Here is a 16,408-nt window from a genome sequence, read left to right as displayed (position 1 = left end):
AGAAAATGAGTAATCACGAATGTTGAAGAACCCAATCCATTTACGTTTAGAAAAGCTAGAAGCTTGGCAACACCTGACGTTTATGGCATGCCTGTGTGAGAGAATGTACCCAAATTATCAGGTATTTTGTCGTGAAACAGGTTTTACCGATCCAATGCTTTATCGCCGTATTCTCGATCTGGTTTGGGAAACTTTAACGGTGAAAGATGCAAAAGTTAATTTTGATTCTCAATTAGAGAAATTAGAAGAAGCTATTCCTGATGCATCTCTGTTCGAGATTTATGGTGTCTATCCTGCGATTGACGCCTGTGTTGCGCTTAGTGAAATTGTTCACTCACGTTTAAGCGGTGAATCATTAAGTCACGCTATTGAAGTGAGCAAATTATCAGTAGGGACAGTTGCTTCACTTGAAATGACACAAGCAGAAAGAGAAATGAGTGAAGAAGAGCTTAGATCTTTACCTGCTGTTATTGAAGAGTTCGATATCCAATGGGAAATTTACCGTCTACTTGTAGAATGTGAAGAAAGAGATGTCGAACTGATCAAAGGTCTACGAGCAGACCTTCGTGAAGCTGGAATGAGCAATATCGGTATAGAATTAACGCACTAAATCAGAAAAACGTGATTTAGTGCTTGAAAAGCGACGTTTAAAGACTTCACATCACCCCTGTGTATGTTCTACATTGGGTACGAAAAGAAGTGGCTCAGGTGTTTTACTTAATTTATCCTTTTAAAAAGAGAATAAGTTAAGTTTTTTCACCAGATGTTTTTCAAACGATAAAACATACTTTAAGGACTATTTTATGAACAAAGCTGAATTAACCGAATCAGTTGCTGAAAAAGCGGATCTGACAAAAACTCAAGCAAAAGCTGCTATTGAAGCGTTTATCGATTCAGTAACAGGTGCTCTGAAAGAAGGCGATTCTGTACAGTTAGTTGGTTTCGGTACATTCAAGGTAAATCACCGTGCAGAGCGTACTGGTCGTAACCCTCAAACTGGTAAAGAAATTAAAATTGCAGCAGCTAATGTTCCTGCATTTACTGCCGGTAAAGCACTGAAAGACGCAGTAAAATAATTCCTTTGAACGGAATGAACAATAGAGGGGGATTTACTCCCCTTTTGTTGAAACGACAGGGGCTGTTAGCAATAGGATTTGCTTTTTTGCTCAGCGCCTGCTCTTCTACTGTGCAACTACCTGAATTTTCTGCAACAGGTTATATTGCGGACGATGGAGTTGTGCGACTATGGCGTTTAAATAATAAAGCGTCAGAACCTCAAGTGATCATGAGCGTTTATAGTTTTTATAAAAAACCAGAAACGGTCATCACATTCTATGAATATCGCCAAAATAGGCTTTGGCAAGTTCGCTCTGAAATTCTCAATCCTAACGATCCCTCATCTTGGCACCTTCGTTTAAATAAACGTGGTGAAGTTATTTTCATGCAACAAGAGAGCCAGAAGCAAAAACGAGCATTAACAGAAGATGAGCGTTTAAGAATGGTATTTGCTGCAAGTAAAGAGCGTGAAATCAGCGAAGCGCTTACTATTGGGAAAGTAAATTTAATACAGGGTGTCTGGTATCAAAATACAATGACAACATGTGCTGGAGAGAAGGTGAGTGTTTCATTTGAAGGTTCAGAACAACGTTGGTTAAAAACAAGAACACGTAATTCAAGTAAGCCTTCTTATGTTGCTTGGCTTGATTCACCAGAAGGTAAGCAATTACTTATGGTCGCAGATCACGATTTTTGTAAATGGGAACCAACAAAAGAGAGCTTGTGATCACCCCCTTTTGTTGTTAATTCTCTATTTCTTTAAGCGTGCAATCGCGCGATAACCAATATCATGGCGATAAAAACTACCATCCCAATGAATACCTTTAGCTAAAGCATACGCATTTTTTTGGGCTTGTTCGATATCATCACCTAATGCTGTTACACATAGTACTCGTCCACCGGCAGTGATAACTTCGCCTTTGTCATTGAGTGTTGTTCCAGCTTGAAATACCTTCGCCGTTGTTGAGGATGTTGGTGTTAAGCCCTTGATAACATCACCTTGACGATAATCCGCTGGGTAGCCACCTGCTGCAATCACAACCCCCAAAGCTGGACGAGGATCCCAATGGGAATCTTTATCTTTTAAGTTGCCTTTTGCGCCAGCTAAACAGAGATCAACTAAGTCAGATTGCATACGCATCATAATAGGTTGAGTTTCTGGATCGCCAAAACGACAGTTAAACTCAATAACCTTAGCGATACCTTGTTTATCAATCATCAGACCAGCATAAAGGAAACCTTGGTAACGATGACCTTCGGAAGCCATTCCCTTTACTGTTGGATAAATGATTTTTTCCATGACTTGCTGGTGGATTTCTGGCGTAACAACAGGCGCCGGTGAATATGCACCCATTCCCCCCGTATTAGGGCCCGTATCTCCATTGCCAACACGCTTATGATCTTGGCTTGTTGCCATTGGAATTACGTGTTCACCATCAACCATAACGATAAAGCTAGCTTCTTCGCCATCAAGAAATTCTTCGATAACAATACGATGTCCTGCATCACCAAAAACATTGCCAGCCAACATATCTTTAATTGCAGCTTCAGCTTCAGCTTGCGTCATTGCAACAATAACGCCTTTACCTGCTGCTAAACCATCTGCTTTGATAACAATCGGCGCGCCCACTTTATTGAGATACTCAAGTGCAGGCGCTATTTCTGTAAAATTTTGATAAGCCGCAGTTGGAATGTTATGACGAGCTAAAAAATCTTTTGTGAAGGCTTTAGAGCCTTCTAATTGAGCGGCTCCTTTTGTTGGACCAAAGATGGTCAGTCCCGCTTCTTTAAATGCATCGACAACACCCATAACCAGAGGTGCTTCTGGGCCTACGATCGTTAAATCAATTTGGTTTTCGAGGGCAAATGTAACTAATGCAGGAATATCGGTTGCACTAATAGCCACATTCTCAACACCATTTTCTAATGCTGAGCCAGCATTACCAGGAGCAACAAAAACCTGTGTTGCCAGCGGTGATTGAACGGCCTTCCAAGCTAAAGCATGTTCCCGACCGCCATTACCAATAATCAAAATTTTCATATCAATACCTTATTAATGGCGGAAGTGACGCATATTAGTGAAAATCATTGCAATATTATGTTCATTGGCAGCCGCAATGACTTCATCATCACGAATTGAGCCACCAGGTTGAATAACACAAGTCACACCCGCAAGAGCGGCGGCATCAATACCATCTCTAAATGGGAAGAATGCATCTGATGCCATTGCACAACCCGCAACTTCTAAACCTTCATCAGCGGCTTTAATACCCGCAATTTTTGCAGAGTACACACGGCTCATTTGTCCTGCGCCAATACCGACAGTCATATCGTTTTTAGCGTAAACAATGGCATTTGATTTTACAAATTTTGCGACTTTCCAGCAGAAGAGTGCATCTTTAAGTTCACGTTCGCTTGGTTGACGTTGAGTAACCACTCTTAAGTTTTCTTCTTTTACCATGCCCAAGTCACGATCTTGAACCAACAGCCCACCATTAACACGTTTGAAATCTAACGCGGGTTTTGCTGTTTGCCATTGACCACAAGCCAATACACGGACATTTGGTTTTGTTTCTAAAATGGGTAGTGCATCTTCATTAATAGAAGGGGCAATGATGACTTCAACAAACTGACGTTCGATGATCGCACTTGCTGTTTTTGCATCTAATGGGCGATTGAATGCGATAATGCCACCAAATGCAGAGGTGGGATCGGTTTTAAATGCATTGTCATATGCTTGTGTGAGCGTGTTCGCAGTTGCAACACCGCAAGGATTTGCATGTTTCACAATAACACATGCAGGCTCGGAGAATGATTTTACACATTCTAATGCGGCATCAGTATCGGCAATGTTGTTGTAAGAAAGTGCTTTGCCTTGTAATTGGTTTGCAGTGGCAATAGATGCTTCTTCAATATCTTCTTCTATATAGAAAGCGGCTTGCTGATGAGCATTCTCACCATAACGCATATCTTGTTTCTTTATATAGTTCAGATTTAGGGTACGAGGGAAAGGACCTGATGGCTGTGAAGTATCACCATAATAAGGTGCAACCTTCTGACCAAAATAGTTAGCAATCATTCCATCGTAAGCTGCTGTATGTTCAAAGGCTTTTATCGCTAAATCAAAGCGTGTATCTAAAGTAAGGCTATTTTCGTGATTATCCATTTCTTCAATCACTCTTTCATAGTCATTACTATTTACTACAATTGTAACGTCTTTATGATTTTTCGCTGCGGAGCGAACCATTGTTGGTCCACCAATATCGATATTTTCCACTGCATCGGCTAATGAGCAATCTGGGCGAGCGACGGTTTTAGCGAAAGGATAAAGATTTACGACGACCATATCGATAGGACGAATTTCATGCTCCTCCATAATTGCATCGTCTTGCCCACGACGCCCCAAAATTCCACCATGTACTTTAGGATGCAGCGTTTTCACTCTGCCATCCATCATTTCTGGGAAACCAGTGTAATCGGAGACTTCAATAACCGGTAGGCCAGCTTCTGCTAATAGACGTGCGGTTCCACCTGTAGATAAGAGTTCTACTTCTCTTTCAACAAGTGCTTTAGCAAATTCTAAAATACCTGCTTTATCAGACACACTTAAAAGTGCACGGCGGATAGGACGAAGATGTTGCATGAGTTTTATCCCTTGGGGTTGGTATAACGGTAGTAATGGTGAAGTTAAATCACATTAATACAGTGAAATTGTGTTTGCATAACTAACATTTCAGAAGATGGACACAAAATCAATCTTACTTAATTGACCGTTATAATAACGCAAACGTTTGCGTTTGACATGCTAATTTTATGTAAAAAGGTGAGTTGTGGATAAAGTTGTTAATAAGTGCGTATAAGTTGGGGTTTTGCTGTGGAATTAAGCAAACGATTTTTTTTCTTAAAAAAACTATTGCCAGTCTCAGAAAACTCCCTATAATGCGTCCTCGTTGTCACGGCAAACCACGCTAAGTGAGTTAGTCGAGAGAACGAAGAAAAAAGTGAAAAGCCTTGAAAATAAACGCTTGACACTCAATGAGGAAGATGTAGAATGCACCTCCTCGCAACAACGCAGAAGACCGGAAACGGCAGCGAATGTTGCACTGCTCTTTAACAAATTATCAGACAATCTGTGTGGGCACTCGCAGAGACGATATCTTCTAAAATATTAGATGTATCAAGTCTTGAAGAGTGAACAACAAAAGTAAATTCATTTATGAATAGCTAAGTTTTCGATTTCTTTGAGCATCAAACACTTTTAATTGAAGAGTTTGATCATGGCTCAGATTGAACGCTGGCGGCAGGCCTAACACATGCAAGTCGGGCGGTAACAGGAGAAAGCTTGCTTTCTTGCTGACGAGCGGCGGACGGGTGAGTAATGTATGGGGATCTGCCCGATAGAGGGGGATAACTACTGGAAACGGTGGCTAATACCGCATGACGTCTACGGACCAAAGCAGGGGCTCTTCGGACCTTGCGCTATCGGATGAACCCATATGGGATTAGCTAGTAGGTGGGGTAATGGCTCACCTAGGCGACGATCTCTAGCTGGTCTGAGAGGATGATCAGCCACACTGGGACTGAGACACGGCCCAGACTCCTACGGGAGGCAGCAGTGGGGAATATTGCACAATGGGCGCAAGCCTGATGCAGCCATGCCGCGTGTATGAAGAAGGCCTTAGGGTTGTAAAGTACTTTCAGCGGGGAGGAAGGTGATAAGGTTAATACCCTTATCAATTGACGTTACCCGCAGAAGAAGCACCGGCTAACTCCGTGCCAGCAGCCGCGGTAATACGGAGGGTGCAAGCGTTAATCGGAATTACTGGGCGTAAAGCGCACGCAGGCGGTCAATTAAGTCAGATGTGAAAGCCCCGAGCTTAACTTGGGAATTGCATCTGAAACTGGTTGGCTAGAGTCTTGTAGAGGGGGGTAGAATTCCACGTGTAGCGGTGAAATGCGTAGAGATGTGGAGGAATACCGGTGGCGAAGGCGGCCCCCTGGACAAAGACTGACGCTCAGGTGCGAAAGCGTGGGGAGCAAACAGGATTAGATACCCTGGTAGTCCACGCTGTAAACGATGTCGATTTAGAGGTTGTGGTCTTGAACCGTGGCTTCTGGAGCTAACGCGTTAAATCGACCGCCTGGGGAGTACGGCCGCAAGGTTAAAACTCAAATGAATTGACGGGGGCCCGCACAAGCGGTGGAGCATGTGGTTTAATTCGATGCAACGCGAAGAACCTTACCTACTCTTGACATCCAGCGAATCCTTTAGAGATAGAGGAGTGCCTTCGGGAACGCTGAGACAGGTGCTGCATGGCTGTCGTCAGCTCGTGTTGTGAAATGTTGGGTTAAGTCCCGCAACGAGCGCAACCCTTATCCTTTGTTGCCAGCACGTTATGGTGGGAACTCAAAGGAGACTGCCGGTGATAAACCGGAGGAAGGTGGGGATGACGTCAAGTCATCATGGCCCTTACGAGTAGGGCTACACACGTGCTACAATGGCAGATACAAAGAGAAGCGACCTCGCGAGAGCAAGCGGAACTCATAAAGTCTGTCGTAGTCCGGATTGGAGTCTGCAACTCGACTCCATGAAGTCGGAATCGCTAGTAATCGTAGATCAGAATGCTACGGTGAATACGTTCCCGGGCCTTGTACACACCGCCCGTCACACCATGGGAGTGGGTTGCAAAAGAAGTAGGTAGCTTAACCTTCGGGAGGGCGCTTACCACTTTGTGATTCATGACTGGGGTGAAGTCGTAACAAGGTAACCGTAGGGGAACCTGCGGTTGGATCACCTCCTTACCTAAGAGATACGTGTTATGTGCAGTGCTCACACAGATTGTCTGATGAAGAACGAGCAGAAATACCGGTATAGGCTTGTAGCTCAGGTGGTTAGAGCGCACCCCTGATAAGGGTGAGGTCGGTGGTTCAAGTCCACTCAGGCCTACCAAATCGCCTTGAATACTGCGTTGTGAAAGAACTCGTTTACTTTAAGTAAACTTCGTTATTTCACGCCTTGTCTCAAGTCGATTTATCTTGAAAAAGATAATGGTTGAAACACTGGTTATTTCGACTGCATTATGGGGCTATAGCTCAGCTGGGAGAGCGCCTGCCTTGCACGCAGGAGGTCAGCGGTTCGATCCCGCTTAGCTCCACCATAATCTCTTGAATATAAATGAATAATTCAGAGTATATTAGCAATAGTATACTGCGAATTATTATGCTCTTTAACAATCTGGAACAAGCTGAAAAATTGAAAACAAATCAATATATCACCGAGGTATATTGATGAGTCTCTCAAAATCTCAGACCTTGAATTTGTGATACTCCAAGGCGAGTGTCATGAGCGAACAACAGCAATTCTAGGCGGACAGCGCGCAGTAAGCGCAGCATACTTAAGTATGTGAGCATTACGAGCACTGCCCAACAACGAATTGATGCTTGTGTAGCCATGACCTTTAAAGTCGTCTTCGAGAGAAACATCTTCGGGTTGTGAGGTTAAGCGAATAAGCGTACACGGTGGATGCCTAGGCAATCAGAGGCGATGAAGGACGTGCTAATCTGCGATAAGCGTCGGTAAGGTGATATGAACCGTTATACCCGACGATTTCCGAATGGGGAAACCCAATATCCCATGGATATTATCATTAACTGAATACATAGGTTAATGAAGCGAACCGGGAGAACTGAAACATCTCAGTACCCCGAGGAAAAGAAATCAACCGAGATTCCCCTAGTAGCGGCGAGCGAACGGGGAACAGCCCAGAGTCTTAATCAATGGCAGCATCAGGAGAACGGTCTGGAAAGTCCGGCAGTAAAGGGTGATAGCCCCGTATCCGAAGATGCTGTTATTGTGAACTCGACGAGTAGGGCGGGACACGTGTTATCCTGTCTGAATATGGGGGGACCATCCTCCAAGGCTAAATACTCCTGATTGACCGATAGTGAACCAGTACCGTGAGGGAAAGGCGAAAAGAACCCCGGCGAGGGGAGTGAAAAAGAACCTGAAACCGTGTACGTACAAGCAGTAGGAGCCTCTTTATGGGGTGACTGCGTACCTTTTGTATAATGGGTCAGCGACTTATATTCTGTAGCAAGGTTAACCGTATAGGGGAGCCGTAGGGAAACCGAGTCTTAACTGGGCGAATGAGTTGCAGGGTATAGACCCGAAACCCGGTGATCTATCCATGGGCAGGTTGAAGGTTGGGTAACACTAACTGGAGGACCGAACCGACTAATGTTGAAAAATTAGCGGATGACTTGTGGATGGGGGTGAAAGGCCAATCAAACCGGGAGATAGCTGGTTCTCCCCGAAAGCTATTTAGGTAGCGCCTCGTGAACTCATCTTCGGGGGTAGAGCACTGTTTCGACTAGGGGGTCATCCCGACTTACCAACTCGATGCAAACTGCGAATACCGAAGAATGTTATCACGGGAGACACACGGCGGGTGCTAACGTCCGTCGTGAAGAGGGAAACAACCCAGACCGCCAGCTAAGGTCCCAAAGTCATGGTTAAGTGGGAAACGAAGTGGGAAGGCTCAGACAGCCAGGATGTTGGCTTAGAAGCAGCCATCATTTAAAGAAAGCGTAATAGCTCACTGGTCGAGTCGGCCCGCGCGGAAGATGTAACGGGGCTAAACCATGCACCGAAGCTGCGGCAGCGACACTTATGTGTTGTTGGGTAGGGGAGCGTTCTGTAAGCCTGCGAAGGTGTACTGTGAGGTATGCTGGAGGTATCAGAAGTGCGAATGCTGACATAAGTAACGATAATGCGGGTGAAAAACCCGCACGCCGGAAGACCAAGGGTTCCTGTCCAACGTTAATCGGGGCAGGGTGAGTCGACCCCTAAGGCGAGGCTGAAAAGCGTAGTCGATGGGAAACGGGTTAATATTCCCGTACTGGTGGTAACTGCGATGGGGGAACGGAGAAGGCTAGGTTGTCCGGGCGACGGTCGTCCCGGTTCAAGCATGTAGGCAGAGTGATTAGGCAAATCCGGTCACTTAATGCTGAGGTGTGATGACGAACCACTAAGGTGGTGAAGCAATTGATGCCCTGCTTCCAGGAAAAGCCTCTAAGCTTCAGGTTACCAACAATCGTACCCCAAACCGACACAGGTGGTCAGGTAGAGAATACTCAGGCGCTTGAGAGAACTCGGGTGAAGGAACTAGGCAAAATGGTGCCGTAACTTCGGGAGAAGGCACGCTGGCGGTAAGTGAAATCCCTTGCGGATGGAGCCGAAGCCAGTCGAAGATACCAGCTGGCTGCAACTGTTTATTAAAAACACAGCACTGTGCAAACACGAAAGTGGACGTATACGGTGTGACGCCTGCCCGGTGCTGGAAGGTTAATTGATGGGGTTATCCTTAGGGAGAAGCTCTTGATCGAAGCCCCAGTAAACGGCGGCCGTAACTATAACGGTCCTAAGGTAGCGAAATTCCTTGTCGGGTAAGTTCCGACCTGCACGAATGGCGTAATGATGGCCAGGCTGTCTCCACCCGAGACTCAGTGAAATTGAACTCGCTGTGAAGATGCAGTGTACCCGCGGCAAGACGGAAAGACCCCGTGAACCTTTACTATAGCTTGACACTGAACATTGAGCCTTGATGTGTAGGATAGGTGGGAGACTATGAAGTGTGGACGCCAGTCTGCATGGAGTCAACCTTGAAATACCACCCTTTAACGTTTGATGTTCTAACCTAGGTCCATAATCTGGATCGGGGACCGTGTCTGGTGGGTAGTTTGACTGGGGCGGTCTCCTCCTAAAGAGTAACGGAGGAGCACGAAGGTTGGCTAAGCATGGTCGGACATCATGCGGTTAGTGCAAAGGCATAAGCCAGCTTGACTGTGAGAGTGACGGCTCGAGCAGGTACGAAAGTAGGTCTTAGTGATCCGGTGGTTCTGAATGGAAGGGCCATCGCTCAACGGATAAAAGGTACTCCGGGGATAACAGGCTGATACCGCCCAAGAGTTCATATCGACGGCGGTGTTTGGCACCTCGATGTCGGCTCATCACATCCTGGGGCTGAAGTAGGTCCCAAGGGTATGGCTGTTCGCCATTTAAAGTGGTACGCGAGCTGGGTTTAGAACGTCGTGAGACAGTTCGGTCCCTATCTGCCGTGGGCGTTGGAAGATTGAGAGGGGTTGCTCCTAGTACGAGAGGACCGGAGTGAACGCACCACTGGTGTTCGGGTTGTCATGCCAATGGCATTGCCCGGTAGCTAAGTGCGGAAGAGATAACCGCTGAAAGCATCTAAGCGGGAAACTTGCCTCGAGATGAGTCTTCCCTGTCACCTTGAGTGACCTAAAGGAACGTTTAAGACTAAGACGTTGATAGGCTGGGTGTGTAAGCGTAGCGATACGTTGAGCTAACCAGTACTAATGAACCGTGAGGCTTAACCTGACAACACCGAAGGTGTTTTGTCAGAGAGACGAAACGATGAAGTAAGCTTGTTTAAGATTGATATTACTGGTGACGAACCGTTAAAGGGTGAGTGACGAGTAATAAAACAGAATTTGCTTGGCGGCCATAGCGCAACGGTCCCACCTGATCCCATGCCGAACTCAGAAGTGAAACGTTGTAGCGCCGATGGTAGTGTGGGGCCTCCCCATGTGAGAGTAGGGAACTGCCAGGCATTAAATAAGACGAGAAAGCCAACCCAATGGGTTGGCTTTTTTGCGTTTTAGGTTTTTAAAAGATAAAAAATTAACAAGATACTTACTAAATAATACCTTGGCTCCAACGAGAAAATTGCTCAATCCCCATCCGATTTAATATATACCGAAACCAAGCACTGTAATTTTGTGCATTTTCTTCAATATCTTGATAAAGAGAATCGAGAGAGATCCAACGGTAATCCATTACTTCATCCGAATTGCTATGTGGCAATTCATTGCTAAACCCAATAAATAGATGATCAAATTCATGCTCTATCAAATCATCTGTTACTTTCTCGTTGTACAGAATAGTTCCAATAGATTGCATATCACATTTCATGCCTAATTCTTCATCTAAACGACGATGAATAGCATCTGAAAGTAATTCGTTTGGAAGTGGGTGGCTACAACATGTATTTGCCCATAAACCACCAGAGTGATATTTAGATATTGCACGTTGTTGAATAAGTAATTGCTGATTTGAATTAAAAATAAATATTGAAAAAGCTCGATGTAAGGCGCCTACAATATGAGCTTCAAGCTTTGGCATTGTTCCCAGCTCATTATCATTTTTATCTACGAGAATAACAGCGTCTTCCACAAGAGGTCACCTTAATAAAATAATATATTGTTATAGCGTGAATATAACATGACTGTATATCAAATAACGATTCATCGTGCTGTTCTTTTTATGGCATCACTGTGATGATGCCATAAAAAGAAAACGCTAAGGGGTATAATATTGAACACCAATCTTAATAAGATCTCTACCTTGTGATTTGCGATGCTTATTTGTATCTCTTAATGAATAAATACATCCACAATATTCTTGTTGGTAGAATTGTTCACGTTTACTTATTTCAATCATTCTGGCTGAGCCACCTTTTTTACGCCAATTATAATCCCAATAAACCATATTAGGATAAGGCGCTACGGCCCTTTCACCACAGCCATTTATCTGTTTCATATCTTTCCAACGTGAGATCCCAAGAGAGCTGGAAATAACGGAAAAACCATTTTCAGCGGCATAAAGGGCCGTTCTTTCAAAGCGCATATCAAAACACATTGTGCATCGAATACCTCGTTCAGGCTCTTTTTCCATTCCTTTTGCTCTCTCAAACCAATTATCAGTATCATAATCAGCATCAACAAAAGGAATATTATGTTTTTTAGCAAAACGAATATTCTCTTCTTTACGAATTAAATACTCTTTTTGAGGATGAATGTTGGGATTATAGAAAAAGATCGTGTAATTAATACCCGATGCTTGTAACGCTTCCATGACTTCACCAGAACAAGGAGCACAACAAGAATGTAGTAAAAGCTTATTTGCATTTGCAGGTAATGTGAGCTTTTCTCGTATAAGCGTCATAAATGATCCTAAATAGCATTATTTTAGTTGTAAAATGATGCCTTTATTATAGTAATAAATACTTAGATAATCTGCTTTTTTAAAATTATTTAAAAATAACTATTTGTTTTATATAAATTAAAAATAATAAAAGTAAATGATTTAGGTAATAACTATCAGAGAGTTTACTAGATTCATATTATGATGAGAGGTAAGATGAAATACTAATTCTGCTACTGTTTGTAGCAAAATCTAAAATAAAGGAATTTAGTTATGTCATCTATATTACCTCGCTCTGTAACCTCGCCAAAAAAATTCTTCATTGGTAGTAAATTACTGTCTTCTGCTGGTAAATATGTAAAAGATTTTGGTGATAATGCATTTATTATTAGTGATGAATTTTTTTTAGAAAAAGTAACTAAAGAAGCCGTTCCTTCTCTAAAAGAAAATGGCATTGTTTCACTGATTGAAAAATTTAATTACGAATGTACAGAAGCAGAAGTTAATCGCCTAGGCAAAATTGCCGTTGAAAATAAAGCGAACGTTATTATTGGTATTGGGGGCGGTAAGACATTAGATGTGTCTAAAGCGGTTGCTTATTATCAACACATTCCTGTTATTTTATTCCCAACTATCGCTTCAACTGACGCACCTTGTACTGCCTTATCTGTGTTATACAAAGAAAATGGTGAGTTTGATAAATACTTATTCTTACCACAAAACCCAGATGTTGTTATTGCAGACACCGCTATTATTGCATCAGCCCCACAACGCTTTTTCTCAGCAGGTGTTGGTGATGCTCTAGCAACTTACTTTGAAGCACGTGCTTGCTATCAAGCCGACGGCTTAAATTTAGTCAATCAACGTCCATCACGTACTGGTCTTGGTTTAGCACAACTTTGTTTTGAAATGTTAAGTGAAAACATTGATAAAGCAATGGATGCTATTCGCCATAAAATTACCACTCCTGCATTGGAGCAAACTATTGAAGCAACAATCTACCTGAGTGGTGTTGGTGCTGAAGCCGGTGGTTTAGCGGCTGCTCACGCAGTAAATAATGGTATGTCTGCTGTTGAGTCTTTACACCGTGTTCAACATGGCGAAAAAGTGGTATTCGGCTTATTAACTCAATTAGTGTTAGAAAATGCACCACAAGAAGAAATTGATGAAGTGATCCGTATTATTAAAGCGGCAGAATTACCACTGACACTTGAAGATATGGGCATGAAAGAGTTTATTGAAAGCGAATGGCGTACTGTTGCTAAGATCGCCTGTGCTGAAGGCGACACTATGGGCAATATGCCAATGAGCGTGACTGAAGAAGATGTTTATAACGCCATGGTTGCAGCGAACGCGTTAGCTCATCGTTATAAATAATTACTTAGTTTGGTAAATGATGATCTTAAAACCCCAAATTAATTTTGGGGTTTTTCTTTAATCTAATGTTGGATTCATTTGGGCAAGGTCGAACGGTGTTATCTGATAAACATAGTAGTTCAACCAATTTGCAAATAATAAATGTCCATGACTACGCCAAGAAGCGATAGGTTTTTTACTCGGATCATTATTAGGAAAATAGTTTTCTGGTAATTGAGGATCTAGCCCAGCTTTAACATCACGATGGTATTCATCTGCTAGTGTATTGGGATCGTATTCTGGGTGTCCCGTTGCAAAAACAACTCTTTTATCTTTTGATGCAAATAAATAAGCCCCCGCTTCTTCTGAAGTTGCAAGGATCTCCAAATCAGTATTATCTTGAATAAAGTTGATAGGGAAACCCGCATAACGAGAATGTGGAGCAAAGAATGTCTCATCAAATCCGCGTGTTAACAGTGAGAATGGGGAGCAAGTGTTATGACTATATACGCCTGAAATTTTTTGTTCTAGCGTGTATTTAGGCAGGTCGTATAAGATATTCAATCCAGCTTGAGCTGCCCAACAAATAAAGAGTGTAGAAGTAACATGCTCTTTAGCCCATGTAATGACTTCTTTTATTTCATCCCAATAAGCCACATCTTCAAATTCAACTAGTCCTAATGGTGCGCCTGTGACAATAAGTCCATCGAAATTTTGCTCTTTAATTTGGTCAAAATCGCAATAAAAAGTATCTAGATGCTCTACTGGAGTATTTTTGGGAATACGAGAGTCAATACGCAATAATTGAATATCAATTTGAAGAGGGCTGTTCGAAAGTAATCGCAGAAATTGATTTTCTGTCTCTATTTTCTTTGGCATTAAATTAAGGATAAGCACTTTTAATGGACGAATATCTTGAATACTCGCTCTACTGGATGTCATGACAAAGACATTCTCTTTTTGTAAACAACTGACTGCGGGTAGCTCATCGGGTACTCTAATTGGCATTTCAATAACCTCTAAAAAACATCTAGACATCTAGAAGCCTAAATTTAGCTAATAACCTTTTGAATGTCGAGGTCTTCATGTTGTGTATGAAGAATATTCATATAAGAAAAAACTATATAGCCACAATCATCAGGAATTAACATTCCTTTTCTCTCTCTGTTGTCGATCTCTTCCAGATCCCTCGAGTTATTTTGAAATTCTGGTTTTTGTACAATAAAAAAACACCGATGTAATCACATTGTTAAAAATTATTTAAATAAAAATGGAATTCATTTTTGATTTTTGTAAAAACTGCATTAATCTTAATCAAGTGTGTAAAAGCTTTTAGGGGAATGCAGAATGTCACAATCGTTAACCACAGAAGAATTAAATTTTACAAAATCTTTTAGCGAACAGGATAAAGAGATATTAAATCAAGATGTTAAATCTTTTTTAACTGATTTAGTCAATCATTTTTCAGATAGACGTCATGCTTTGTTAGCGGAAAGAGATAGCTGGAAACACAGAGTTGATAATGGTGAACTTCCTGATTTTATTTCGGAATCAGATTCCATTATAAAATCAGAGTGGAAAGTTAATCCTATACCTAAAGATCTTCAAGACCGTCGCGTTGAAATAACAGGACCCGTTGATCGCAAAATGGTTATCAATGCATTAAATGCCAATGTGAAAGTCTTTATGGCGGACTTTGAAGACTCTTTAGCGCCTACATGGGACAAAGTGATTGATGGTCAAATCAATTTGCGCGATGCCGTTAAAGGCACTATTTCTTATACCAATGAACAAGGCAAATGTTATCAACTCAAAGCGTCGCCTGCGGTATTGATTGCCAGAGTAAGAGGACTTCACCTTCCTGAGAAGCATGTACTATGGCAAGGGAAGCCTATTGCTGGAGGATTATTTGATTTTGCTTTGTATTTTTACCATAACCACCAAGCCTTATTAGAAAAAGGGAGTGGTCCTTATTTTTACATTCCTAAATTACAAACATGGCAAGAAGCTAAATGGTGGAGTGATGTTTTTCATTTCACTGAAAAACGTTTTGGTTTAGCAACAGGCACTATTAAAGCCACCGTATTAATTGAAACTTTACCTGCTGTTTTTCAAATGGAAGAAATTCTTTTTCATATGAAAGAGCATATTGTTGGGCTTAATTGTGGTCGTTGGGATTATATTTTTAGCTATATCAAGACATTAAAAAATTACCCAGATCGTGTATTACCTGATAGACAGGGGATCACGATGACTCAACCTTTCTTAAGTGCTTATTCGCGTTTACTGATCCAAACTTGCCATAAACGTGGTGCTTTTGCTATGGGTGGAATGTCGGCGTTTATTCCGAGTCGAGATCCAGAGCAAAACGGCATTATTTTGAAAAAAGTATTTGATGATAAAGAACTTGAAGCAACAAATGGCCATGATGGTACTTGGATTGCTCATCCTGGTCTTGCTGAAACTGTATTGTCTGCTTTTGATGCCGTATTGGGGGCACGTTCCAATCAACTTGATGTACAGCGTAATGAAAAAATAACAGCTGAAATGTTATTAGCACCTTGTGTAGGTGAGCGCACAGAAAAGGGTATGAGAGCGAATATTCGTGTTGCGGTGCAATATATCGAAGCATGGATTTCTGGTAATGGTTGTGTACCTTTCTACGGATTAATGGAAGATGCGGCAACAGCGGAAATATCTCGCACCTCTATTTGGCAATGGATCCGCCATCAAAAAACACTGTCTGATGGGCAAGTCGTCACTAAAGATCTCTTCCGTAAAATGCTGAAAGAAGAACTTGAAGTGATACACCAAGAAGTCGGTGATACTCGTTTTGAAGAAGGGCGTTTTAAAGAAGCGGCTTCTTTGATGGATAAGATCACAACCCAAGATGAATTAGTCGATTTTCTGACTTTACCGGGTTACCAACTTTTAAATTAAAAAATAGACGTCAAAACGTATTTATAAACTTCAAACATCATCACTACCGTA

General features: G+C 42.3%; 10 protein-coding genes, 2 tRNA genes and 3 rRNA genes. 10 read left to right on the top strand and 5 right to left on the bottom strand.

Translation table 11 applies throughout. The features are described from left to right. Positions 1-19 precede the first annotated feature (19 nt). From SB028_RS17820 to SB028_RS17810, 3 genes are all read left to right on the top strand, one after another. Entirely contained in the window at positions 20-610 is a 591-nt protein-coding gene (locus SB028_RS17820) for a YjaG family protein (protein WP_069368754.1), read from the top strand. Between the two features lie 193 nt (positions 611-803). Continuing rightward, positions 804-1,076, top strand: a complete 273-nt coding sequence (locus SB028_RS17815) for an HU family DNA-binding protein (RefSeq protein ID WP_004246922.1) — start codon at positions 804-806, stop codon at positions 1,074-1,076. Positions 1,077-1,090: 14 nt separating this feature from the next. After that, positions 1,091-1,783 carry a DUF1481 domain-containing protein gene (locus SB028_RS17810; RefSeq protein WP_077885125.1) on the top strand — a complete coding sequence of 231 codons (693 nt, stop codon included), beginning with the start codon at positions 1,091-1,093 and terminating at the stop codon, positions 1,781-1,783. A 24-nt stretch (positions 1,784-1,807) separates the two neighbouring features. On the opposite strand, the gene purD is transcribed toward SB028_RS17810, so the two are convergent. After that, a complete protein-coding gene (gene purD / locus SB028_RS17805) occupies positions 1,808-3,097 on the bottom strand; it encodes a phosphoribosylamine--glycine ligase (protein ID WP_069368756.1) in 1,290 nt (429 codons plus the stop codon). A 12-nt stretch (positions 3,098-3,109) separates the two neighbouring features. Next, positions 3,110-4,699: a bifunctional phosphoribosylaminoimidazolecarboxamide formyltransferase/IMP cyclohydrolase gene (purH, locus tag SB028_RS17800; RefSeq protein ID WP_069368757.1), complete on the bottom strand. Its 1,590-nt coding sequence runs from the start codon at positions 4,697-4,699 to the stop codon at positions 3,110-3,112. Between the two features lie 616 nt (positions 4,700-5,315). Between purH and SB028_RS17795 the strand changes: the two genes are divergently transcribed. From SB028_RS17795 to rrf, 5 genes are all read left to right on the top strand, one after another. Beyond that, positions 5,316-6,858: ribosomal RNA gene (locus SB028_RS17795) — 16S ribosomal RNA — on the top strand. A gap of 71 nt (positions 6,859-6,929) precedes the next feature. Next, positions 6,930-7,006 (top strand) — tRNA-Ile (locus SB028_RS17790). Positions 7,007-7,138: 132 nt separating this feature from the next. Further along, positions 7,139-7,214 (top strand) — tRNA-Ala (locus tag SB028_RS17785). A gap of 338 nt (positions 7,215-7,552) precedes the next feature. Further along, positions 7,553-10,456, top strand: a 23S ribosomal RNA gene (locus SB028_RS17780). A gap of 116 nt (positions 10,457-10,572) precedes the next feature. Further along, a 5S ribosomal RNA gene (gene rrf, locus SB028_RS17775) occupies positions 10,573-10,688 on the top strand. Together the 16S, 23S and 5S rRNA genes with 2 tRNA genes alongside form the textbook arrangement of a ribosomal RNA operon. Before the next feature lie 86 nt (positions 10,689-10,774). Here the strand turns inward: rrf and idi are convergent. Beyond that, entirely contained in the window at positions 10,775-11,311 is a 537-nt protein-coding gene (idi, locus tag SB028_RS17770; RefSeq protein WP_074454085.1) for an isopentenyl-diphosphate Delta-isomerase, read from the bottom strand. 126 nt (positions 11,312-11,437) lie between these two features. Beyond that, positions 11,438-12,082, bottom strand: a complete 645-nt coding sequence (locus SB028_RS17765) for an epoxyqueuosine reductase QueH (protein WP_069368346.1) — start codon at positions 12,080-12,082, stop codon at positions 11,438-11,440. A 252-nt stretch (positions 12,083-12,334) separates the two neighbouring features. Here SB028_RS17765 and SB028_RS17760 point away from each other — a divergent pair, with 252 nt between their 5' ends. After that, positions 12,335-13,438, top strand: a complete 1,104-nt coding sequence (locus SB028_RS17760) for a glycerol dehydrogenase (RefSeq protein ID WP_069368345.1) — start codon at positions 12,335-12,337, stop codon at positions 13,436-13,438. A 57-nt stretch (positions 13,439-13,495) separates the two neighbouring features. Here SB028_RS17760 and metA read toward each other — a convergent pair whose 3' ends face one another. Then, on the bottom strand, positions 13,496-14,425 hold the full coding sequence (gene metA, locus SB028_RS17755; protein WP_069368344.1) for a homoserine O-acetyltransferase MetA: 930 nt from the start codon (positions 14,423-14,425) through the stop codon (positions 13,496-13,498). A 339-nt stretch (positions 14,426-14,764) separates the two neighbouring features. Between metA and aceB the strand changes: the two genes are divergently transcribed. Beyond that, positions 14,765-16,357 carry a malate synthase A gene (gene aceB / locus SB028_RS17750; protein ID WP_069368343.1) on the top strand — a complete coding sequence of 531 codons (1,593 nt, stop codon included), beginning with the start codon at positions 14,765-14,767 and terminating at the stop codon, positions 16,355-16,357. Positions 16,358-16,408: the final 51 nt, after the last annotated feature.

The organism is Proteus vulgaris, from assembly GCF_033708015.1.
GTDB lineage: Bacteria > Pseudomonadota > Gammaproteobacteria > Enterobacterales > Enterobacteriaceae > Proteus.
Note: the sequence above shows the minus strand (reverse complement) of the source record. Positions and strands in the feature narration are given on the sequence as shown.

Coding starts and splice junctions, on each gene's coding strand:
- SB028_RS17820 (WP_069368754.1), top strand. CDS start 20: ATGTTGAAGAACCCAATCCATTTACGTTTAGAAAAGCTAGAAGCTTGG.
- SB028_RS17815 (WP_004246922.1), top strand. CDS start 804: ATGAACAAAGCTGAATTAACCGAATCAGTTGCTGAAAAAGCGGATCTG.
- SB028_RS17810 (WP_077885125.1), top strand. CDS start 1,091: ATGAACAATAGAGGGGGATTTACTCCCCTTTTGTTGAAACGACAGGGG.
- purD (WP_069368756.1), bottom strand. CDS start 3,097: ATGAAAATTTTGATTATTGGTAATGGCGGTCGGGAACATGCTTTAGCT.
- purH (WP_069368757.1), bottom strand. CDS start 4,699: ATGCAACATCTTCGTCCTATCCGCCGTGCACTTTTAAGTGTGTCTGAT.
- SB028_RS17765 (WP_069368346.1), bottom strand. CDS start 12,082: ATGACGCTTATACGAGAAAAGCTCACATTACCTGCAAATGCAAATAAG.
- SB028_RS17760 (WP_069368345.1), top strand. CDS start 12,335: ATGTCATCTATATTACCTCGCTCTGTAACCTCGCCAAAAAAATTCTTC.
- metA (WP_069368344.1), bottom strand. CDS start 14,425: ATGCCAATTAGAGTACCCGATGAGCTACCCGCAGTCAGTTGTTTACAA.
- aceB (WP_069368343.1), top strand. CDS start 14,765: ATGTCACAATCGTTAACCACAGAAGAATTAAATTTTACAAAATCTTTT.